Origin of the sequence: Collinsella sp. AM31-2AC (assembly GCF_003469285.1) — a bacterium.
Lineage (GTDB): Bacteria > Actinomycetota > Coriobacteriia > Coriobacteriales > Coriobacteriaceae > Collinsella > Collinsella aerofaciens_AT.
This window is the reverse complement of sequence record NZ_QSJB01000001.1, coordinates 67347-90525: the sequence shown is the minus strand read 5'-3', so window position 1 is coordinate 90525 and position 23179 is coordinate 67347. Positions and strand designations below refer to the sequence as shown.

At 61.6% G+C, this 23179-nt stretch carries 15 protein-coding genes; 12 read left to right on the top strand and 3 right to left on the bottom strand.

Going from position 1 to position 23179, the window contains the following annotated elements:
* The first annotated feature begins 56 nt into the window (after positions 1 to 56).
* The 5 genes from DW796_RS00380 to glmM all read left to right on the top strand — a co-directional run bounded on the left by DW796_RS00380 (position 57) and on the right by glmM (position 6952).
* Complete coding sequence (locus DW796_RS00380; protein WP_233539623.1) at positions 57 to 962, top strand: TVP38/TMEM64 family protein; 906 nt, start codon at positions 57 to 59, stop codon at positions 960 to 962.
* 384 nt (positions 963 to 1346) lie between these two features.
* Positions 1347 to 1619, top strand: a complete 273-nt coding sequence (locus DW796_RS00375) for a hypothetical protein (protein ID WP_187362341.1) — start codon at positions 1347 to 1349, stop codon at positions 1617 to 1619.
* A 433-nt stretch (positions 1620 to 2052) separates the two neighbouring features.
* Positions 2053 to 3075 carry a DMT family transporter gene (locus DW796_RS00370; RefSeq protein ID WP_187362340.1) on the top strand — a complete coding sequence of 341 codons (1023 nt, stop codon included), beginning with the start codon at positions 2053 to 2055 and terminating at the stop codon, positions 3073 to 3075.
* 149 nt (positions 3076 to 3224) lie between these two features.
* On the top strand, positions 3225 to 5537 hold the full coding sequence (locus DW796_RS00365) for a DUF4012 domain-containing protein (protein WP_118093929.1): 2313 nt from the start codon (positions 3225 to 3227) through the stop codon (positions 5535 to 5537).
* A gap of 83 nt (positions 5538 to 5620) precedes the next feature.
* Entirely contained in the window at positions 5621 to 6952 is a 1332-nt protein-coding gene (gene glmM, locus DW796_RS00360; RefSeq protein WP_117637400.1) for a phosphoglucosamine mutase, read from the top strand.
* Between the two features lie 205 nt (positions 6953 to 7157).
* Here the strand turns inward: glmM and DW796_RS00355 are convergent, their stop codons facing one another.
* Positions 7158 to 8732: a carboxypeptidase M32 gene (locus tag DW796_RS00355; RefSeq protein ID WP_118093928.1), complete on the bottom strand. Its 1575-nt coding sequence runs from the start codon at positions 8730 to 8732 to the stop codon at positions 7158 to 7160.
* 504 nt (positions 8733 to 9236) lie between these two features.
* Between DW796_RS00355 and pheS the strand changes: the two genes are divergently transcribed.
* The 6 genes from pheS to DW796_RS00325 all read left to right on the top strand — a co-directional run bounded on the left by pheS (position 9237) and on the right by DW796_RS00325 (position 16896).
* On the top strand, positions 9237 to 10313 hold the full coding sequence (gene pheS / locus DW796_RS00350) for a phenylalanine--tRNA ligase subunit alpha (RefSeq protein ID WP_055250566.1): 1077 nt from the start codon (positions 9237 to 9239) through the stop codon (positions 10311 to 10313).
* 162 nt (positions 10314 to 10475) lie between these two features.
* The gene (pheT, locus tag DW796_RS00345) at positions 10476 to 12929 is read left to right on the top strand and encodes a phenylalanine--tRNA ligase subunit beta (protein ID WP_117716608.1); all 2454 of its coding nucleotides are present in this window, start codon (positions 10476 to 10478) and stop codon (positions 12927 to 12929) included.
* 325 nt (positions 12930 to 13254) lie between these two features.
* Positions 13255 to 14340 (top strand): cobalt transporter CbiM, encoded by a 1086-nt coding sequence (gene cbiM / locus DW796_RS00340; RefSeq protein ID WP_118093927.1) that lies wholly within the window; start codon positions 13255 to 13257, stop codon positions 14338 to 14340.
* Positions 14318 to 15154 (top strand): energy-coupling factor transporter transmembrane protein EcfT, encoded by an 837-nt coding sequence (locus tag DW796_RS00335; protein WP_118093926.1) that lies wholly within the window; start codon positions 14318 to 14320, stop codon positions 15152 to 15154. The genes cbiM and DW796_RS00335 overlap by 23 nt, the downstream gene beginning before the upstream one ends.
* A 44-nt stretch (positions 15155 to 15198) precedes the next feature.
* Positions 15199 to 15969: an energy-coupling factor ABC transporter ATP-binding protein gene (locus DW796_RS00330; RefSeq protein WP_233539622.1), complete on the top strand. Its 771-nt coding sequence runs from the start codon at positions 15199 to 15201 to the stop codon at positions 15967 to 15969.
* A 78-nt stretch (positions 15970 to 16047) separates the two neighbouring features.
* Positions 16048 to 16896 (top strand): hypothetical protein, encoded by an 849-nt coding sequence (locus tag DW796_RS00325; RefSeq protein WP_118093924.1) that lies wholly within the window; start codon positions 16048 to 16050, stop codon positions 16894 to 16896.
* On the opposite strand, the gene DW796_RS00320 is transcribed toward DW796_RS00325, so the two are convergent.
* Together DW796_RS00320 and pyk are read right to left on the bottom strand one after the other, a co-directional pair.
* Positions 16893 to 17966, bottom strand: coding sequence for a hypothetical protein (locus DW796_RS00320; protein ID WP_147350998.1), 1074 nt, complete (start codon positions 17964 to 17966; stop codon positions 16893 to 16895). The genes DW796_RS00325 and DW796_RS00320 overlap by 4 nt on opposite strands.
* 421 nt (positions 17967 to 18387) lie before the next feature.
* Positions 18388 to 19848, bottom strand: a complete 1461-nt coding sequence (pyk, locus tag DW796_RS00315; protein ID WP_089572705.1) for a pyruvate kinase — start codon at positions 19846 to 19848, stop codon at positions 18388 to 18390.
* 441 nt (positions 19849 to 20289) lie between these two features.
* Here pyk and DW796_RS00310 point away from each other — a divergent pair, with 441 nt between their 5' ends.
* Positions 20290 to 22971: a cation-translocating P-type ATPase gene (locus DW796_RS00310; protein WP_118093922.1), complete on the top strand. Its 2682-nt coding sequence runs from the start codon at positions 20290 to 20292 to the stop codon at positions 22969 to 22971.
* Positions 22972 to 23179 lie beyond the last annotated feature (208 nt).

Below are 23179 nucleotides of genomic sequence, written 5' to 3'. Positions count from 1 at the left end.
AACATAGACACCAAGTTGCGAAACTGTCCTTGTCAGGTACACAAGGAGGTAACGCGATGATGAGGATGCAGCCCGAAGCCGAAGGGTATTCCGATCAGGTTTCTTGCGGGGGCGCCGCTCGCCGTCTTGACGTAAGCGCTTTGAGCGAGCTTCGCAATCGAGTCGCGGGCGCTCATGACGCGCTGGACGACGCCTCTTCTGCCGGCGCGCGGACCGCAAACGCCCCCTCATTCGCGACCGCTGCGGCAATGTCGGCCGAGGCCGTCGCAGAGGACGATGGCCTCGATGCCCGCCGTCGAATCCTGCGCCGTCGCGTGCTTTTGGCGCTTGCGGCCTCGGCCGCAATCCTCGCGACTGCATGCTGGGAATACCTTCCGGGGATCTTGGCATGGCTTGCAGACCCTCAGGCGGTTCGGTCGTTCGTCGCCGACCACAGCGTGATAAGTCGTCTCGTCATGCTTGGAATCAACGTCACCCAGATCTTCTTGGCCTTTTTGCCCGGCGAGCCTGTGGAGCTGGCGAGTGGTTACGCGTTTGGCTTCTGGGAGGGGACGGCGCTGTGTCTCGTCGCCTCGGGGCTGGCGACGTCGGCGATTTATTGGGCGACGCGTCGATGGGGCTGGAGCCTGGTTGGCCTCTTCTTCGACCGCAGCCTTCTCGACCGGTTTTCGTGGCTCAATAATGCGAAGCGACTCGAGCTGGTCATGCTGGTGATTTTCTTGATCCCGGGAACCCCGAAGGACTTCTTGACGTATTTCGCCGGCCTCACCAAGATGCGCTTCGCCCCCGTGGTGCTCATCGCAACGTTTGGGCGCATTCCCTCCATTGTGACTTCGACGGCCGCGGCATCCGCTGCGGGCAGCGGAAACTGGCTGGTGGTTGGTGTCGTCGTTGCCGTGTCACTGCTGTGCGTGGCGTTGGGCGGCTTGCTGTATCGTCGCCTGCGTGCCAAGGCGAGCTGAGGCGGCCGGCGAGGATGTACGGCGGCTGATGGGCCTTTTGCGGCTACATCGGACCGCCGGTCGCCACAGCAATCCAAAACCTCCCCAACATGTGCATTCTGAAATCGAAATCTTGCGGAAACGCGAGCAAAATGCACTGCTGGGGGAGGTTTCGAGGGTTTACGCGCTTGCGACTCCGCTATACGCTCCGATTGATGAAGAAATCGGCCATGGAGCAGAGCAGGTCAGCGGCGTTGTGCGAAATGACGCCGTTCTCGGCGAGCGCACGGCTGGTGTCTTGCGCCTCTTGCGCGAGCTTGAGTGCGAGATCACGACACGCGTCGATGCCCCCGCCGATCTCGATGAGCTCGACGGCGCGCGCGAGGTCCGTGGGATCGTTCGTTTTTGCTTCGAGCAGCCCCCAAGGGCCGCGGCCTCAGGTTCGACCGGCTGGCCCCGGCGGACCTGTCGCTGGCGATGTCGCACGTGAACTCCGAGCCGCGCGGCGCGCTCGGCTTCGCGACGCCCGCCCGCGCCTTCCGGGCGATGCTCGGCGCCGACGCGGAGGCGCTGCTGGACGCGTACGGCGTGGAGGACGTGCCCATCGGCGAGCTCGACCTGACGCCGGGGCTCATCGCGCGGGCGCGCGCGGAAAGGGGCGATGCCCCGCCGTCCTAGCCTAAGGGAAAACGGAATAGACGGAACCGACCGTTCGGCTGAGTCTGGGAAGAGGCGCCGGGCGGCGGGCGGGCCTTCGGACCCATCGAAACACATCTCCACCGTTCCTTCAACTGGGAAAACGGTGCCCCCGGGCCCCGGGAGGGGCCACGGGGGCGTTCGGCTAGGTGCGGGAACGGCCTATTTGCTCAATGTGTTCGGCTGAGATCGGAAATCAACCCTTGCATTGTGGAATTCGGGGGCTTTGTCATATCCATTTCAAAAGAGCCTGCTGCCGCGATTTGACTGTCGCATAATGCAAGGCCATTGCGGTACCGAGCTATGGAAAGACGCCTGCGGAATTGTCCTACCGATAAGCGGACAAGCCTCCGGCTGGTGCCTTCGCCGTGGTAAGGTAAGCCGAATTGTTTCCAGGCTGTTTCGGGGGAGTGGAATGAGCAAAGAGTGCGTCGAGCAGGTCGAAGGCGCAGGAGCTTCGGTGCCGATGACCGATATATCGAACATTGATGTGCCCGAGGGCACCGACGAGCTCAGCCGCAACACCCGCCGTGCATGGCGCGACCGCCTGAACAGCGCTTCGACGCGCAAGTTGATCATGGGCGTCTTGGCTACGCTGGTGGGCGGTTCGTTTTGGGGCTTCTCGGGCACCAGCGCGAGCTTTCTGTTCGATACCTACCACGTCGATACCTTGTGGCTTATGAGCGTGCGTCAGATTCTCGCCGGTCTACTCTTTATGGCCGTGGTTGTTACGTGCGACCGCGAGCGCCTGATTAAGCTCTGGACCACAGCCGCCGATCGCAAGCAGCTGCTGCTCTTTACCGCCTTTGGCCTGCTGTTCAATCAGTTTTGCTATCTTTCGGCCGTGCGTCTGACGAACGCCGGAACCGCGACGGTGCTCCAGTGCCTGCAGCTCGTTATCATCATGGGCTACACCTGCGTGACCGATCGCCGCATGCCGCGTACTCGCGAAGTCATCGGCATCGGTCTGGCTCTGGGTGGCACCTTTTTAATCGCCACCGGTGGCGACCCCACCAGCCTGAATATCTCGCCGCTCGGCCTGATCGCGGGTCTCATGTGTGCGGTCAGCGCTACATGCATGGCGGTGATTCCCGCCAAGATCCTGCCCGAATACGGCAGCCCCATCGTCACGGGCTCGGCAATGCTCACGGCGGGCGTGGTCTCGTGTGTCTTCGTGCAGCCTTGGGCGCATATGCCGGCGCTCGACGCTGCCGGCGTCGAGGCGCTCGCGGTGTTCGTGGTTATCGGCTCGTTTTTTGCTTACATGCTCTATATGCAGGGCGTTAAGGACATCGGCTCGGTACGTGCGAGCCTCATCGGAACTGTGGAGCCGGTTTCGGCGACCATCACCAGCGCCGTTATGCTGGGCACGGTGTTTTTGCCGACCGACCTTATCGGCTTTGCCATGATCATCGTGATGATGTTCCTCACGGTGTAGCTGGCGCCGCCGCCAAGACAGAAAAGGTGTTGTGCCACATTTTCGCCAATTGATGTCCGTGTCTGGAGTTTAGCTGTCGATGCCCAAAATGCCATAAACTAGCAACGTTATGGACTTTTTCATTGCGACTCAATTGCGAGGATTTCTTTATGGCTGGTAATCACTTTAAGGGCAGCGATAGCGGCCGTCCTGCAGTTCCGCCGCGTCCGAACGGGGCTGGTAAGGCCGGCACGCCGGGCGGCGCTGGACAGGGCGGTTCTGGTAAGCGCGTGTCCCCGGGCGAGACGGCGATGTTTACCGCTCTGTACGAGCAGTCTCAAAAGGCAAAAAAGATCGGCCGTGCAAGAGGGAATGTCTTTGCGGGCGGTGCAACCTCCACGTCGCAGCCGAGCGGGGCTCCTTCGGCACCTGCGAACAACGCAGGTGCTGTCAACGCCGCGAATACCGACGGCAACGTTAATGCCGGCAGGGCCGCCAACAATACTCCCTCTTCCGGTGGCGTGGGGCTTACGGGTAACCTTGGCACGATTTACACCGGCGCCTCCGAGACTGGCACGTTCGCCCGCCTGGATGATAGCGGTGTCGAGTTTGCGGGCTCGGGTTCCAAGGAAGATTATTACGATTTTGGCTTGAACTACGGTGGCGACGCTTCGTCGAGTTCGACCTCTGACGGTCTGGTCCGTCATCGCCATCGCAAGGGCGAGCGCAAAAAGCGTCACACTGGCGCCATTATTGCCGCTGTAGTCGCGGTGCTTCTCGTTGCGCTTGGCGCAAGCGGCTTTATGCTGCTTAACTCGGCAAAGACCGTAAAGAGCGAAGCGAAGGAGGCTGTCGAGATCGTCGGTGGCCTTAAGGACAAGGTCACGTCGGGCGATTTTTCGACGCTGCCTGACGACGCGAAGAAGATCGATGAGCTCTGCGACAGCATGAAGGCGGAGACCTCGAGCCCGCTGTGGACGGCGGCTTCATTTATCCCGGTGTATGGCAGCGATATCAATGCGGCCCGCACCATGATCGACGCCCTGTCCGATGTCTCGAGCAACGCGCTGGTTCCCATGGCCGATAACCTTTCGCAGGCCACGCCCGGCAAGCTGTTCCAGGATGGGACCATCAACGTGTCCGCACTGCAGGCGGTCGCCGATTCGCTCTCCGATAGCTCGAAGGTGTTCAAGAGCGTCAACGAGAAGATCCAGGGCATTGGCGATACTCATATTTCCCAGGTGACCGAGTTGGTCGATAAGGCCAAGGACGGCTTTGCCACCCTCAACGGCGCGGTTGACGCGGCGGAGAAGGTCGCCCCCGTCCTTCCCCAGATGCTCGGCGCCAACGGCCAGACGCGCAACTACCTTGTGTACGCCATGAACAACGTCGAGATTCGTGCCTGCGGCGGCTTTGGCGGTTCGCAAGGTTTGATTTCGGTCACCGACGGCCAGATGTCGATTGGCGAGTTTGTTCCCCGCATTGGACTCAGCGAGGATGAGGCAGTCGAGAGCGTCGACGAAGAGGATGAGGCGCTGTTCGGCAACCACAGTAACCTGTACAACTCGGGCAATACCTATTCGCCTGATTGGCCCCGCAACTCGCAACGTGTCGCAGCCCTGTGGAAATCTCAATATGGCCAGGACGTTGACGGTGTCGTGGGTATTGACCCGGTGTTCTTGCAGTACCTGCTGGGCCTTGTCGGTAATGTCTCGCTGCCCGATGGTACGGTCGTCGACGGTACCAACGCGGCGAAGGTTCTCATGCACGATGTGTATTGGAACTATCCGGTCGAGGAATCGGATGGCATCTTTGCGGCTGTTGCCAGCGCCGCCTTCGACAAGATTCTCGGTGGCATCGGTGATGTCGACGTTACAAAGCTTGTCGGTGCATTCGAGCGCGGTGCCGAAGAGGGCCGCCTGATCGCGTGGATGAAAAACGATGACGAGCAGAACGCTATCAAGGAGATGAACATCGACGCCTCACTGCCCGATCCGGATGATCCGAGTGCCGATCCCGTTGCCGGCGTTTACTTTAACAACCTGAGCTTCTCCAAGCTCGACTGGTATCTGAACGCCGACACGCAGATTGGCCAGGGCGTCAAGAACGGCGACGGCACATGCTCGTATCGCATCACCGTTACCCTGACGAACATCATGACGCAGGAGGAGGCCGGTAAGCTGCCCGACTACGTTGCGGCGAGCGCGCCCGATGCCGCGCGCGACGACGAGCGTCTGCATGTCTCGTTGTTTGCCCCGACGGGCGGCAACATTACTGATCTGACCGTCGAGGGCACCCAGTTTGGTCTTGGTGCCGCTACGTGGCATGGAATCCCCTTCTATTCGGGCACCGTCGACCTGCATGCTGGCGAGACGACAACGATCACGTATACGCTGACCACGTCGGCCGAGGCGGGGGACAAGCCGCTTGCGCTGCGTCAGACTCCTACATGCCAGGCGGCTCGCGACAGCGCGTCGGCGTAGGGTTTTTCTGGTAGCGCAGATAATCGAGTACCATTTTGGGGCGGACAGGCAATCTGTTCGCCCCTATTTTGTAAGGAGAGCGCATGAAGTACTTTGGCACCGACGGCTTTCGCGGTGAGGCTAACGTTGGGCTGACGGTAGAGCACGCTTATAAGATTGGCCGTTTTGTGGGCTGGTATTACGGCGCCAACCGCGAGCGCAAGGCGCGCGTCATCGTGGGTAAGGACACGCGTCGCTCGAGTTATATGTTCGAGGCGGCGCTGGTGAGTGGCCTGGTCGCGAGCGGTGCGGACGCCTATATGCTGCACGTGATCCCCACGCCGGGCGTAGCACATCAGACCGTGGAAGGCTGCTTCGATTGCGGCATCATGATCAGCGCGAGCCACAACCCGTTTTGCGATAACGGCATTAAGCTCGTCAATAGCGACGGTTTTAAGATGGACGAGGACGTACTGGAGCTCATCGAGGACTACGTCGATGGCAAGAGCGAGGTGCCGCTGGCCACGGGCAACCACATCGGCGCCACGGTGGACTACATGCAGGGCCGCAACCGCTACATTGCCTCGCTCATCGCCAGCGCGAACTTTTCGTTACAGGGCGTCAAGATCGGCATCGACTGCGCCAACGGCTCGGCGTCCTCGGTGGCCAAGCCGGTGTTCGACGCGCTGGGCGCCGACGTGCGCGTGATCAATGCCGCGCCTGATGGTTTTAACATCAACGTCGACTGCGGCTCCACGCATATGGAGCGTCTGCAGCGCCACGTGGTGGAGCAGGGCCTGGACGTGGGTTTTGCCTACGACGGCGATGCCGACCGCTGCCTGGCCGTGGACGAGCGCGGCCGCGTGGTCGATGGCGACCAGATCCTGTACGTGTGCGGCGTGTACCTGAACAAGCACGGTCGCCTTTCGGGCGGTACCGTGGTTCCGACGATTGCCAGCAACTTTGGCCTGATCAAGTCGTTGGAGCTTGCCGGCCTAAGTGCCGTGACCAGCGGTGTGGGCGACCGTCACGTGTATGCCAAGATGCGCGAGGGCGGTTACAGCCTGGGCGGCGAGCAGACGGGCCATACGATCTTTGGCGATATCGAGCGCACGGGCGACGGCATTATGACCTCGCTGCGCGTGATGGAAGTGATCCGCGCCGAGCGCGAGACGCTCTCGCAGCTCACGGCTCCGTGCAAGCTGCTGCCGCAGGCGCAGGTGGCCGTGCGCGTGGCGGACAAGGACGCCGCGCTCGAGAACATGGGCGTGCAGAACGCCATCGCCGAGGCCGAGGCTGCGCTGGCAGGCGAGGGCCGCGTGCTCGTACGCAAGAGCGGAACCGAGTCGGTTATCCGCGTGCTGGCCGAGGCGCCCGACCAAGCATCCGCCGATGCCGCCATGAAGCGCATCGCCAACGCACTCGAGGCTCTGTAGTTACGCGGTTTTACCAAACCGCGTAACTGCTCGACGCTGCAAACGCCCCTAAGCGGCAATCTGACGTTCAATTTCAAGGGCGCGACCAGAAGGTCAGCGCCCTTTCATTTCACGTCACCTTGCTCGCTTGGGGCCGTTTTCGCTGTCGTTGCCAAGACATCGGCGTCAACATGGTTGGCGTTGGCGATGGCGTGCTGGTCAATCCTTACAGCTCGTACAGCGTGGTGAACTTGTCCTGCAGGTAGCTGCAGTAGTAGCGGGCATCGAACGCCATGCCGCATGCGCCCTTGATGAGCTCCGGCGCGTCCTTGGCGCGGCCCCACTGCCAAATGTGCTCGCCCAGCCACGCGCGGACGGGTGCCAAGTCGCCGCTCGCACAGGCGCCGTTGAGGTCGACACCGTCGCGGCACATGGCCGGCACAAACATGGCGTCGTAGGCGCTACCCAGTGCATACGTGGGGAAGTAGCCAAACGAGCCGCCGCTCCAGTGCGTATCCTGCAGACAGCCGCGCGTGTCGTCGGGAACGGGAATGCCCAGATACTCGTCCATAAAACGATTCCAAAGCGCGGGGATGTCCTTGGCCGTGGCCTCGCCGGCAAACAGCATGCGCTCGATCTGGTAGCGCACCATAATATGCAGTGGGTAGGTGAGCTCGTCCGCCTCGGTGCGGATCAGCGACGGCTGCGCGATGTTCACGGCGCGGTAGAGCGTATCCTCGTCCACGCTACCGTAGACCTCGGGCACGTGGCGGCGCAGCACTTCGAGCAGCGGTCCCATAAAGGCGCGGCTGCGGCCCACGGTGTTCTCAAAGAAGCGGCTCTGGCTCTCGTGGATGCCCATGGAGGTGCCGCCCTCCAGGCAGGTGCGCGCGTAGGCGGGGTTCACGCCCAGCTCGTACATGGTGTGACCGGCCTCGTGGATGATGCTGTAGACGTTGGAGATGCAGTCGTCCTCGTAGATGTGCGTCGCGATGCGCGCGTCACCCACGGAAAAGCCCTCGCTAAACGGGTGCTCGGTAAAGGCAAGCGTGGTGTCGTCCAGGTCCAGGCCGACAAGCTTCATAAGGTCGAAGCTCATGGCACGCTGGGCGGCCTCTGGCACGTGGGCGTGCAAAAAGTCGGCAGCCGGCTGCTGGCCGCGCTCGCCGATGGCGTGCACGAGCGGCACGACCGTCGCCTTGACCTCATCGCAAAACGCGTCGAAGCTCTTGGCGGAAAGGCCGCGCTCGTACTGGTCGAGCCAAACATCGTATGGGTCGCGCTTGGGGTCCATGAGCTCGGCCTGATGCTTAAGTTGGGCGACGATTCTATCCACATAGGGCTCAAAGCTCGCCCAGTCATTGGCCGTCTTGGCCTTGTGCCACACGGCGTCGGCCTCGCAGGTGAGCCTGGTCCAGGCCTCGGCTTCCTCGGTGGGGATGACGCTTGCCTCGCGCTGGTCGCGGCCGAGTACGCGAATCTCGTTGAGCAGCTGCGGGTCGTCGATCTTGCCGCCCGTGACGGTCTCTCGTGCCAGCGAGCGCACAAGTTCGACAGACTTTTTGCTGGTCAGCAGCTTGTGATGCTCGCCAGCAAGGGTGCCCATAGCATCGGCGCGGGCCGCGGCGCCGTTGGCGGGAGCAATGGTCGCGCCGTCAAACTCGGCAATCTTGAGCAGGTACTCGCGAGTCCACAGCTTGCCCTCGAGCTTACGGAATTTTTTGACAGCCTTATCGACCTTCATGCCTTTGGGCGTCTTATCCGCTGCGGGCTTGGCCATCTTATCCTTGTTCTTTCCCATACCTATATCCTTGATCTCGCAGACCGGACGCCACGGGTGGGCGTACGGCCAGTTTGCACAGCTACCTACCTTGTACCCAGTGCGAACAAAACGGAACGCGGCGATATGCTCGCAGAATGTGTTATCCTATAGCCCAATGCGTTGACGGAGAGGGTTTTGCCCGCCGCGTCGCCGGCAAGAGAGGGAAGGTCATGGGCTGCAAGCCTTCCTGCGGTGGCAAGGGCCAAGCGTTCACTCCCGAGCAGCGACCTCAACGGGCGCGCGGCTAGCGGCGGCGAAGCCCCAGTAGGGAAGCCGTGAGCCTCGCGATAAGGGGTGCAGAGTGGGCACGGCGGGCCAGACATCCGCTGGGTCAAACAAGGTGGTACCGCGGAATTCAACCGTCCTTGGGCAATGCACATGCCCGAGGACGGTTTTTTGTTACCGAACCGGGCCGCGCATCCGCAGCATCGGGCGGCGTCAGCCGTCCCGGAGCGCGGATGCGCGAGAGACGAAAGGGAAGACATGAGTCTGATTGATGATCTGGTCAAACTCGAGGAAGAGGCCAAGGAGCTCGTCGCAGGCGCCGACGACGCAGCCAAGCTCGAGGCTGCGCGCGTTGAGCTGCTCGGCCGCAAGGGCCGCATCACCGGCCTGATGCGCATGATGGGCAAGCTCGCCCCCGAGGATCGTCCCGTGATGGGCAAGCGAGCCAACGAGATGCGCCAGCTGATTGAGGGCATGCTCGACGAGCGCAACACCGAGATGAAGGCCGCCGCCCTCAAGCGCGCACTGGAGCACGACGCCGTCGACATCACGCTGCCGGGCATCCGTCCGCAGATCGGCCACCAGCACCTGATCAAGCAGATTATCGAGGAGGCCGAGGACATCTTCTGCGGCATCGGCTACACCGTCGAGTCCGGCCCCATGGTCGACACCTCCTACTACAACTTCACCGCGCTCAACGCCCCCATGGATCACCCGAGCCGCTCGGCCCGCGATACCTTCTACGTGGTCGACAACAACCCCGGCAGCGTCGCGCACCCCGAGGCTCACGCCCACGGCGAGTCCGACGTGCTGCTGCGCACCCAGACTTCGGGCGTGCAGATCCACACTATGGAGTCGCAGAAGCCGCCCATCTACATGATCTGCCCGGGCACCGTCTACCGTCCCGACACGGCCGACGCCTGCCACCTGCCGCAGTTCAACCAGATCGAGGGCCTGGTCGTCGACGAGGGTATCACCTTTGGCGACCTGAAGGGCACGCTCGACTACTTTGTTAAGTGCATGTTTGGCGAGGATCGCAAGACGCGTTACCGCCCGCACTTCTTCCCCTTCACCGAGCCCAGCTGCGAGGTGGACGTGAGCTGCCACGTGTGCGGCGGCAAGGGCTGCAACTTCTGCAAGCACAGCGGCTGGATCGAGATCCTGGGCTGCGGCATGGTCGACCCCAACGTCCTGATCAACTGTGGCATCGATCCCGAGAAGTACACCGGCTTCGCCTTTGGTATTGGCGCCGAGCGCGTCGCGGCCCTGCGCTACGACCTGCCGGACCTCAGAACTCTCATGACTGGCGATATGCGTTTCCTGAATCAATTTTAGGCTTGCCCAGGCACCCCATCTTGGCGTTCAAACCGTCGCTCGCGTACCTTTAGTACGCGTCGCTCCTCTTTCACGCCAACCTGGGGCACCTGGACAACCCTAAGGCGAACGTCTTCATTTGATATTCCTCCCTATGCGGAGATTAAGAACTAGGAGAGCTACATGCGCGTTTCTTACGACTGGCTCAAGACCATGATCGATATTCCGGAAGATCCTAAGACCCTTTCGGACGAGTATATCCGCACCGGCACCGAGGTCGAGGCGATCGACACCGTGGGCGAGTCCTTCGACCACGTGGTGACTGCCAAGGTACTCACCAAGACCCCGCACCCCGATAGCGACCACATGTATGTGTGCTCGGTCGACGTGGGCGACAAGAACCTCGACGCCGATGGCAACCCCGCTCCGCTGCAGATCGTCTGCGGCGCGCAGAACTTCGAGGCCGGCGACCACATCGTCACGGCCATGATCGGCGCAGTTCTGCCCGGCGACGTCAAGATCAAGAAGAGCAAGCTTCGCGGCGTCGTGTCCATGGGCATGAACTGCTCCGCACGCGAGCTCGGCCTGGGCGGCGACCACTCTGGCATTATGATCCTGCCCGAGGATACGCCCTGCGGCATGCCGTTTGCCGAGTATGTGGGCTCGAGTGATACTGTGCTCGACTGCGAGATCACGCCCAACCGCCCCGACTGCCTGTCCATGATCGGCATGGCCCGCGAGACCGGCGCCATTTTCGATCGCGATTTCCACGTTGAGCTGCCCGCCATCAAGGCGGAGACTGGCCGCGCGACCGACGACGAGCTTTCCGTCGAGATTGCCGACGAGGGCCTGTGCGACCGCTATGTCGTCCGCATCGTGCGCAACGTGAAGGTCGGCCCGTCGCCCGACTGGATGGTCAAGCGCCTTAACGCCCTGGGCGTGCGTCCGCACAACAACATCGTCGACATCACCAACTACGTGATGATGCTCACCGGTCAGCCGCTGCACGCCTTTGACCTGGACACCTTTGCCGAGCGCGATGGCCACCGCCGCGTGGTGGTTCGCGCCGCCCAGCAGGATGAGAAATTCACGACGCTCGATGGCGAGGAGCGCGTGCTCGACGCCGGCATGGGCCTTATCACCGACGGCGAGCGCCCCGTGGCGTTGGCCGGCGTTATGGGCGGCATGGATTCCGAGATCGAGGACGATACCGTTGACGTGATGGTCGAGAGCGCCTGCTTCAACGCCGGCCGCACCTCGCACACCAGCCGTGACCTGTCGCTGATCTCCGACGCCTCCATCCGCTTTGAGCGCCAGGTCGACGAGACCGGCTGCGTGGACGTCGCCAATGTGACGTGCGCGCTTATCGAGGAGATTGCCGGCGGCGAGGTCGCCCCCGGCTATGTGGACGTGTTCCCCGCGCCCAAGACCATCGACAGCATTAGGCTGCGCCTGGCCCGCGTGCATGCCATCTGCGGTGCCGACATCGAGCCCGACTTTATCGAGCGTTCGCTCACCCGTCTGGGCTGCACCGTCGAGCGCGACGGCGAGGACTTTATGGTCACGCCGCCGAGCTTCCGTCCCGACCTGCCGCGTGAGATCGACCTGATCGAGGAGGTCCTGCGCCTGTGGGGCATGGGCCGCGTGACGGCGACCATCCCGGCTGCCAAGAACCACATCGGCGGCCTGACCCGCGAGCAGAAGCTCACCCGCAAGGTCGGCGAGATCCTGCGCGCCTGTGGCCTCAACGAGACCACGACCTTTGGCTTTGCCGCCCCGGGCGACCTGGAGAAGATCGGTATGTCCACCGAGGGCCGCGGCTGCCCCGTGGTTCTCATGAACCCGCTGGTGGCCGAGCAGACCGAGATGCGCCGCTCGCTGCTGCCGGGTCTGCTGCAGTCTGTGGCCTACAACGAGGCCCACGGCACGCCTAACGTGCATCTGTACGAGGTCGGCAGCCTGTTCCACGGTCGCGAGAACGCCAGCCTGCCCAAGGAGACCAAGTCCGTGGCGGGTGTGCTCTCGGGCCAGTGGAGCGAGCAGTCCTGGAACATGAAGTACCGCAAGCTGCGCTTCTTCTTTGGCAAGGGCATTGTCGAGGAGCTGCTCGCCCAGCTGCGCATCGAGAAGGTTCGCTTCCGTCCCGTCGAGGGCGAGGGCTACGCTTTCTTGCAGCCGGGTCGTGCGGCCGAGGTTCTGTCCGGCGGAACCGTGCTGGGCTGGGTCGGCGAGATTCACCCCGAGGCGCGCGAGGCGATGGGCATCGATGAGGTCGTCGTTGCCTTTGAGCTCGATTTGGACAAGCTGATCAAGGGCGCCCGCAACCAGGAGAACTATCGCGAGTTCTCGCAGTACCCGGCTGTTGAGCATGACCTTGCCATTGTGGTCGACAACACTGTGACCTGCGAGGATCTTGAGCGTCGCATTACCAGTGCCGGCGGCAAGCTGCTCGAGGGCGTGCGCCTGTTCGATGTCTACCGCGATCCGGTCCGCATCGGTGCGGGCAAGAAGTCCATGGCCTTTGCGCTTACGTATCGCTCCGACGACCACACGCTTACCAGCGAAGAGGTCGAGAAGGCGCACCAGAAGATCATCACCAAGGTGTGCAAGGGCGTAAACGGCGAGGTCCGCTCGTAATCTTTGCCGTTCGGAACCCGCCCCCTGCGGGGTTTTCACGGCAACGACCTCGCCGCTTTGCGGCTGCGGGATGTTGCCTTAGAAAACCCCTCTCGGGGGCGGGTTCCTGCGTTAACCTTGTTGCGAGCGGACTGCACCTTCTTCCGGGTGACCGGAAAGTTGGGAGTGCATGGGCCTTTATTGGGCGGTGCGTGGACCTGGGTTAATAACGTACGTATTGCAAGGGCGTGCTGCGTTGTGGGCGGTGCGCCTTTTTGTTAGTATGCAGAGTCGGTGTTACGGATTGTTGGAAACGTAACACGCAACGTTCTGATTGAGAGGGCTCATGCATATTCCCGATAATTATCTGTCCCCGCAGACCGATGCCGTTATGGCGGTGGCGATGGTGCCCGTATGGGTTCACTGCATCAAGAAAGTGCGCGTCACGCTCGATCGCGAGCATATGGCCTTTCTGGGTATTTGCGCCGCATTCTCCTTCTTGCTCATGATGTTTAACGTTCCGCTGCCCGGTGGCACCACGGGTCACGCCGTTGGTGGTGCGCTCATCGCACTGCTGTTGGGTCCCGAGGCCGCTGCCATCGCGGTTTCGGTCGCGCTGGCGCTGCAGGCGCTGCTGTTTGGCGACGGCGGCATCCTGTCCTTTGGCGCCAACTGCTTTAACATGGCCTTTGTGCTGCCGTTTGCCGCTGCTATCGTGTTCCGTGCGCTCAACAGCCGTTTGCACGACAAGAGCTGGGGCACCTCGGTTTCGGCCATCGTAAGCGGCTGGGTCGGCCTGTGCCTGGCGGCCCTGTGCGCGGCGGTCGAGTTTGGTATTCAGCCCATGCTCTTTACTAACGCTTCGGGCGCGCCGCTGTACTGCCCCTTCCCGCTGTCCATTGCCATTCCGGCCATGATGATTCCGCATATGTTGGTTGCCGGCGTGGTCGAGGGCGTGGCGACTGCCGCGATCTACGGCTTTATCAAGAAGACGGCGCCGAGCGTTATCGTCGGGCACGAGGCCGTCGATGGCCAGCTTGCTGCCGAGGGTACAACCGCCAAGAAGACCTCGCTGGTCCCCACGCTCATCCTGGTCTCCGTGCTTGTTGTGGCCACGCCGCTGGGCCTGCTGGCCACGGGTGACGCCTGGGGTGAGTGGGACGCAGAGGGCGCCGCGACTGCCGTTCAGGAGGCTGGTGACGACAGTCTGCAGGCTTCAGTCGGCCTCGACACCCCGACCTTTGCCGATGCCCTGCCCACGGGCGATTATCTGCAGGCCTATTCCGAGGAACAGGGCCTTGGCTTTGCCGGCCAGGCTGCGATGTATATTCTTTCGGGCGTGATTGGCGTGGCGGTGCTCACCATCGCATTCCGCCTGGTCTCGCTGACGGTCAAGGAAAGCGGTGCTCATGGCAATAGCCGAGCTGCCTAGTTGGCTTGCGGCCGAGGAGCGTTACGAGCCCGCGGGGGCTCGGCATCGTGTGATGCAAAAGAATGTCCTGCACCTGGCGAGCCTGCTTGAGCGGGTTCGCCTGGGTGGAGGCGCGCACGAGGGCGGGTCGATGGTCGACCGCGCCCTTTCTTGCGTTTCGGCTCCGGTGCGCCTGGTGGGGATGTTCGTTTGCGTCCTGTGCGTGTGTCTGACGCAGAGCCCGCTGTACCTCATGTTGATGGCGGCCATCGCGCTGGTGCTCGTTGCCGTGCGCCCCGTACGCGGGCTGCGTGCGACCTTTGTACCGGCGCTCGGCGCCACGGGGCTTGCGGTGGTTCTGGCACTGCCTGCCCTGCTGCTAGGCGCGTCTGCCACGGGCGCCATGCTCAAGATCGCGCTCAAGACGTTCATTAATGTGTCGCTTGTGCTGGGCGTTTCATGGACGCTTACCTGGAGCCGCATGTCGGCGGCGCTCAAGATGCTGCATCTACCCGACGAAGTTATCTTTACGTTTGATATGGCGCTCAAACACATCGAGGTGCTGGGACGCACGGCGCACGATCTGTGCGAATCGGTCATGCTGCGCAGCGTCGGTTCCGCGCCTGCGGGTTTTTCGCGCACCGACTCGCTGGCGGGTATCATGGGCATGACGTTTATCAAGGCGATGGAATGCAGCCGCGCGATGGACGAGGCTATGCTTTGCCGCGGCTTTGCCGGTGCGTATCCGGCACCCGCGCGCGCCGGGTTTGGCTGGCGTGATGCGGTCTATGCGGCCGTCGTGGTGCTGCTCGCCGTGTTGTGCGCGGTGCGCTAGCGCGGGCGGCCGAGCCGTCGATGTGGATAGGGAAGGGCGACGTTTTGGCAAACGATACGAATGGCGTGATGGGCGCGAGCGGTGCTACTGGCGCCAAGAGCGTGCCGCTCATCGAGTTTCGCGACGTGGTGTTCTCCTATGCGGGGCATACGGTTGTCGATGGTGTGTCGCTGCAGGTCGATCGTGGTGAACTCGTTGCCCTACTCGGTCCCAACGGCTGCGGTAAGACGACGATTATGCGCCTTATCAACGGTCTTGAACTAGCGGACGCGGGTGCGTACCTGTTTGACGGGCACGTGATCGATGCGGCATATCTCAAGGATTCCGCAGCCGCTCAGCGTTTTCATCAGCGCGTGGGCTTTGTGTTCCAGAATGCCGATGCGCAGCTCTTTTGCGCTACGGTGGGCGAGGAGGTCGCGTTTGGTCCCGCGCAGATGGGGCTGCCGGCAGACGAGCTCGAGCGCCGCGTGCGCGATGCCATGGAGCTGTTCCAGGTTGCCGATCTGGTCGATGCCTCGCCCTATCAGCTTTCGGGCGGGCAAAAGAAGCGCGTTGCGCTGGCTGCGGTGGTGTCGATGAACCCCGATATCCTAGTGCTCGATGAGCCCACCAACGGGCTCGATGAGGACTCGTGCCACATCGTAGTCAACTTTTTGCTGGCCTACGTTGCTGCCGGTAAGACGGTTTTGATGAGTACGCACCATCAAGATTTGGTGCGCCGCCTGGGGGCCCGTGCCATCTATATCGATCGATATTACCATGTGGTCGAGGCGCCCGTGCCGTCGTATGGAACCGAAAGCGGTGCTGCGGAATAGTTGCTGCGTAGGGTATGTATGGCCGCCTGTGCGACTCTGCCGTGATGGTATAGTTAACCAGGTTTTATGGGGGTGGCTATGCCAAGTTGGAACATTCATATCGCTCAAACGGAGCGCTTGCTGGCACGTGCTAGCGTGCTTGCCGATAGCGTGCGCGACCGCAATGCCTTTTTGTTTGGCTGCGTGGTTCCGGATATCTTCGTGGGCTATATGGTTCCTGGCATCGCCGATCCCATCCCGTACCGCATTACGCACTTTGCAAAGCCCGAGCCTATCCCTAAGCCGCGCGAGCACGAGTTCTGGGATACCTATGTGGCGCCGCTGCTTAAAGGCGCATCCGCGGGCGAACCTGCTGAGGCTACCTCGATTGTCGAGGAGCGCGAGCGACTGAACCGCGTGCACTATCCTCAGCGCTACAGGGATGCCGAGCCGGTTGTCGGTCCCGGCGCCTGTGAGTTCTCGCTTGCGTCCGAAGATGTGGCGCAGTCGCTGCTCGATTTAACGCTGGGCGTCTGGTCGCATCTGGTGGCCGACACGGTATGGAACACGCGTGTGAACCAGTATCTGGAAGCACACGGCGGCAAGCCGTGCGAGGAATTCCGCATTAAAAAGCAGGGCGATTTTGACTGGTTTGGCAAGACGCTGGGCATCTTTTCCATTCCGCGTGCGACCGATCGCCTCTATACCGCTGCGACGCGTTTTGGGCAGTATCCCATCCATAAAGAATATGTGCTCAAGACTATCGGCGTCATGCACGAGATTGTACGCGAAAACCCCGGCGAGCCCGATCATCCGCCGTATCGCCTGCTAACCGAGGAGTTTTTCGATGCAACGTTTACCGAGGTCATCGAGCTAACCGAGGCGGGATTTGCGGCTCGCGTTGCTGCTTCTGACGTTCCCGCAGTCCCCCTGATCGCTAGCTGCTAGCTGGCCGGCTTAACGGCGAACAGCTCATCCCAATCGACCAATAGCTCCCGCCGCAGGGCATCTTCGGTGGTGCGTTTCTGATCGGTCTTTGGGATGTAGGGGAGCCCTGCCTTTTTATGGATGAGTTCGGCGATGTTGTTAAAGCTCTTCGTGTCTTTGATTTGCTCATAGGTTATCTGGATAACGTCATAGCCCATGCTTGTGAGGGCGGTGGTGCGCTCGGCATCGGAGAGACTTGCGGCTTCGCCATCGTGGGCGGAGCGGCCTTGGCATTCCAAGATGACGCCCATGCTGTCGGTGTTGCTCTCTATGAGGATATCGGCGTAGCAGCAGGTTTTGTCATACAGTGAGCGCGCGGCGTCGCTGAGTGGGATGCGCACGTTGTTTGCGATGTTGATGCCCATGCCGCCCTCGTTGCGGGGGAGCGAGACAAGCATAGAGGCCTGTACTTCGAAGGGCGAGGCGGTCTGCCCCGTCATGTGCTCGGCCGCCCAGCGCAGTTGTTTAACGCCGCGCAGGCCTGCAGCCTGCTTGGCGAACGCGGCGATATCCGCCGCGCTGAGGAGCGGCGGGCGCTTCCACAAATTGGTGTCATTGCCCTTGGTGTCGACAACACGCTCCCAGCAGCAGTTGGGTGGAATGAGCTTAAGCGAAATAGCTTCATCAAGATGTTGTTGCGTTCGCTCGCAGGGCTTAAACACTGCAAAGGAGCCGCACATCTCGTAGCAAGCCATGAGTAGCTGGTTGCGTGAGACCTGCGTAGCAAGGCTGAGCAGCGTAAACTCGGGCGACGTGACATCAAATCCATGTTCAGTTTGCCTAAACGACCCGGGAGGCGGCTCTTGGGTCAGGAGGTGCGATTTAAACAGGCTTCGCGACCCGGATTGTGCTCGAGTGAATACAAACCTGTGAAGCGGTGCGTGAAGTAGGTCTTTTACAACTGCATGACTTCCGAGGCCGCAACATCTGCGATCCATATTGCCAAGGCTAATGGCGGGGTAAAGCCCTAATACCTGCGGCGGGATACAGTGATAGTAAAAAGCGGATTGACCGCATAGCGTCAGGTCCATGATATCCTCCTGGTCGAAATGTGCTTTTGGACCGTGCGATGCCAGCGTCAATTCGGAAGTATGCGGCAAAATCTGAACCCTGTGAGCAGACCTGGCTTTTGAGGCCAGTTTATCAGGCATTTTGTTGCGAAAAAACGGGGTGTGCTCGGAGGTCTCAGAATTTGCCGCATACTTCCGAAAACGCGGTCGATCTGGCTCTTGCTAAAACGATTTAGCAGCGTCGGGTAAGGTGTGGTTTCGCCATCGGGCGAACACTTTTAGCGCTTGGGACTTTATTTTTGGGCCTCGAAAGGTGGATTTCGCGCTTTTGGTAAAGAAATGGGTGCGTGTTTTGCCGTGTGCCGGCATTGACACAGAAAAAGGGCCCGGAAGGCGAAGCCTTCCGGGCCCTTTGCAATGCAAACATGCTTGCAAGTACGACTTAACGCACCTGAGCGACGTAAGCGACGTTGGTCGAGGAGACCTTGTCCTCGAGCTGGACGCTCATGCGGGGATCGCCGGCGGTAGCGACGGTCAAATCGCCAGCCTCGACGTAGCCGAGCTCCTTAGCGGTCTCGATCGCCTTGACGATCGTGCCGTTGACGGTGCCCTGGGTAATCTCGGCCTGGTGCGGGATAACGCCCCAGTACATGATCATCTGCTGGACGGCCCACTCGTGGCGGGAGAACGCGCAGATCGGCATGTTGGGACGGAAGTGCGAGATCAGGCGAGCGGTACGACCGGTGGTCGTCGGCACGGTGATGCACTTGGCGCCAACGGTGGTAGCCATGTTCACAGCGGACATACCCACAACGTTGTTGACGACGCGGGTGCCGTGAGCATCGGCCGGAACCTCGAGCGGAGCGTGGGCCGGGAGGTACTTCTCGGTCTCGAGAGCAATGCTGGCCTGCATCTTAACGGCCTCGACCGGGTACTTACCGGCAGCGGACTCGCCAGAGAGCATAACGGCGTCGGTGCCGTCGTAGATGGCGTTAGCAACGTCGGCAACCTCGGCGCGCGTCGGGCGCGGGTTCTGCTGCATGGAGTCGAGCATCTGCGTAGCAGTGATGACGGGCTTGTAGGCCGCGTTGCACTTGGCGATGATTTCCTTCTGGATGTGGGGAACGAGCTCGGGCTTGATCTCGATGCCCAGGTCGCCACGGGCGACCATGATGCCGTCGGAAGCCTCGAGGATCTCGTCGAAGTTCTCGACGCCCAGGGCGCACTCGATCTTCGGGAAGATCGTCACGTGCTCGCCGCCGTTCTCGCGGCAAAGCTTGCGGATGCCACGGACGGACTCGCCGTCACGGATGAAGGAAGCGGCGATGTAGTCGATGTTCTCGGTCAGGCCAAAGAGGATGTCCTGACGATCGCGCTCGGTGATGGCGGGCAGCGAGATGTTGACGTTGGGCATGTTGACGCCCTTGCGCTCGCCGATCAGGCCGTCATTCTTGACGACGCAGGTCATGTCCTGGCCGTCGACGGACTCGACCTCGAGGGCAACCAGGCCGTCATCGATCAGGATGAGGGAGCCCTTCTCGACCTCGGAGGGCAGAGCCAGGTAGTCGAGGGAGATGTGCTCAGCGGTGCCGTGGAAATCCTCGGACGTGGGCTGAGCGGTGACGACGATCTTGTCGCCGGTCTTGACGGCAACCTTCTTGCCGTCGACCAGAAGGCCGGTGCGGACCTCGGGGCCCTTGGTGTCGAGCAGGATGCCGACGGGCAGACCGAGCTCCTTGGAAATACGGCGGACGCGCTCGATGCGACCGTGGTGCTCGTCGTAGGAGCCGTGCGAGAAGTTAAAACGGGCGACGTTCATGCCCGCCTTGATCATCTCGCGGATGGTCTCGTCGCTATCGCAGGCGGGACCCATGGTGCATACAATCTTAGTGCGCTTGTACATTCAGACCTCCATCTGACATCGTCTTGCGCTGATAGATAAACCATAAGAAATAAAACCGTGTTGATTATAACGAAATGCTGACCGAATACCCCATAAAATCGACCGTATGCCGAATTAGAAGTTCATTTTTTGCGGGATAAACGGTATATGAAAAAATTTACCAACCGCTCTAACCGCTGCTATCTGGGCGATATGTCAGTTTGGCGATGTGCCGAAGAAAAAACGTTTTACCAATGTTGAGCATCACACGGTCTGCACCGTTGCGTGCGGACCATATTTCCAAACCGATTGTTTTGGCTAGACGCGTCGCTTTGGGGTACCATAGCTCCACTATCAACTGCCGCTCAGCACGGCAGCCTTGATGAGCCCTTGCCCTTCTCCTGGGAATTATGATCGGGCATCAATCTGCTGAGTGGCCCGAATCCCAGGAGGGGACTCTATATGCAAAAGGAATACCTGTCCGCCGCGGCGGAGGTGCTCAGCGACCAAGGTGTCGATGAGAACCTCGGCCTGAGCAACGACGAGGCGTCTTCGCGCCTCGCCAAGACAGGCCCTAACAAGCTCGAGGAAGCTGAGAAGACGCCGCTGTGGAGGCGTTTCTTTGAACAGATGGCTGACCCTATGGTCATCATGCTGATCGTTGCCGCCGTCATCAGTGCGCTCACGGGCATGGTCAAGGGCGAGCCCGACTTTGCCGATGTTGCCATCATCATGTTCGTCGTTATCGTCAACTCGGTGCTGGGCGTGGTCCAGGAAGCCAAGAGCGAGGAGGCCCTCGAGGCCCTGCAGGAGATGAGTGCGGCGCAGTCCAAGGTGCTACGCGACGGCAAGCTCGTGCACCTGCCGAGCGCCGAGCTCGTGCCCGGCGACGTGATCATGCTCGAGGCGGGCGACTCCGTCCCGGCCGACTGCCGCGTGCTCGAGAGCGCCACGATGAAGATCGAAGAGGCCGCGCTCACCGGCGAGTCCGTGCCCGTCGAGAAGCATGCCAACGTGATCGAGCTCGCCGCCGGCACCGACGACGTGCCGCTCGGCGACCGTAAGAACATGTGCTATATGGGCTCCACCGTCGTGTACGGCCGTGGTCGCGCCGTCGTGGTCGGCACCGGCATGAACACCGAGATGGGCAAGATCGCCGGCGCCCTGGCCGAGGCCAAGGAAGAGCTCACGCCGCTGCAGGTGAAGCTCGCCGAGCTCAGCCGCATCCTCACCATCATGGTGATCGTCATCTGCGTCGTCATCTTTGGCGTTGACATCCTCCGCCACGGCGTGGGCAACGTCCTTACCGATCCGACTGCCCTGCTCGACACCTTTATGGTTGCCGTCTCGCTCGCCGTCGCCGCCATCCCCGAGGGCCTTGTTGCCGTCGTGACCATCGTCCTTTCGCTTGGCGTGACCAAGATGGCCAAGCGCCAGGCGATTATCCGCAAGCTCTCTGCTGTCGAGACCCTTGGCTGCACACAGACCATCTGCTCCGACAAGACCGGTACCCTTACCCAGAACAAGATGACCGTCGTCAAGCACGAGCTCGCTGCGCCCAAGGAGAAGTTCCTGGCCGGCATGGCGCTGTGCTCCGATGCTCAGTGGGACGAGGAGCTGGGCGAGGCCGTGGGCGAGCCGACCGAGTGCGCGCTCGTCAACGACGCCGGCAAGGCTGGCCTCACCGGCCTGACTGCCGAGCATCCGCGCGTGTGCGAGGCCCCGTTCGACTCGGGCCGCAAGATGATGTCCGTGATCGTCGAGACCTTGGATGGCGAGTACGAGCAGTACACCAAGGGCGCGCCCGACGTGGTGATCGGCCTGTGCACCCATATCTACGAGGGCGAAAAGGTCGTCCCGCTGACCGAGGAGCGTCGCGCCGAGCTCGTGGCCGCCAACAAGGCCATGGCCGACGAGGCTCTGCGCGTGCTGGCGCTGGCAAGCCGCACCTACACCGAGGTCCCGAGCGACTGCAGCCCCGCTGCGCTCGAGCACGACTTGGTCTTCTGCGGCCTGTCCGGCATGATCGACCCGGTCCGCCCCGAGGTCGCCGAAGCCATCCGCGAGGCCCACGACGCTGGCATTCGCACCGTCATGATCACGGGCGACCACATCGACACCGCCGTGGCCATCGCCAAGCAGCTGGGCATCGTCACCGATCGCAGCCATGCCATCACCGGTGCCGACCTCGATCGCATGAGCGACGAGGAGCTCGACGCGCACATCGAGGACTACGGCGTGTACGCCCGCGTCCAGCCCGAGCACAAGACACGCATCGTCGAGGCTTGGAAGTCGCGCGACCAGATCGTGGCCATGACGGGCGATGGCGTCAACGACGCCCCGTCCATCAAGCGCGCCGACATTGGCGTTGGTATGGGCATCACCGGTACCGACGTCACCAAGAACGTCGCCGACATGGTGCTTGCCGATGACAACTTCGCTACCATCATCGGCGCCTGCGAAGAGGGTCGTCGCATCTACGACAACATCCGCAAGGTCATCCAGTTCCTGCTTTCGGCCAACCTTGCCGAGGTGTTCTCGGTGTTTATCGCCACGCTCATCGGCTTTACCATCTTCCAGCCGGTGCAGCTGCTGTGGGTGAACCTGGTCACCGACTGCTTCCCCGCGCTTGCGCTGGGCATGGAGGATGCCGAGGGCGACATCATGAAGCGCAAGCCGCGCAACGCCAAGGACGGTGTCTTTGCCGGACATATGGGTCTGGACTGCGTGGTCCAGGGCCTAATCATCACCGCGCTGGTGCTGGCGAGCTTCTTTGTGGGCGTGTACTTTGACATGGGCTACATCCACATCGCCGATATGATCGCCGGCAATGCCGACGAGGAAGGCGTGATGATGGCGTTCATCACGCTCAACATGGTCGAGATTTTCCACTGCTTCAATATGCGCAGCCGTCGTGCGTCGCTGTTCACCATGAAGAAGCAGAACAAGTGGCTGTGGGCTTCCGCCGCGCTGGCACTGGTGCTGACGGTGATCGTGACCGTGCAGCCGACGCTTGCCGAGATGTTCTTTGGCCCCGTGACGCTTGAGCTCAAGGGCGTTGTCGCTGCCCTGGGCCTGGCCTTCCTGATCATCCCGCTGATGGAGATCTACAAGGCGATCATGCGCGCGGTCGAGAAGGAGTAGGTCGAAAGTCCATCCTTCCCACCGGCCCGACCGCCTGCGGGGTTTCTTCCTCGCTGGTCCTCGCGCTTCGCGCTGCGGGATCGCTCGGAAGAAACCCCTCCCGGCGGGCGGGCCTTCGGATAACCTCTCGGGACCATTGGCTGAGGGAAAGTTTGTGAGCTGGTCGGGCTTTGCCCGGCCAGCTCTTTTTGATTTAAAATACCTGCTC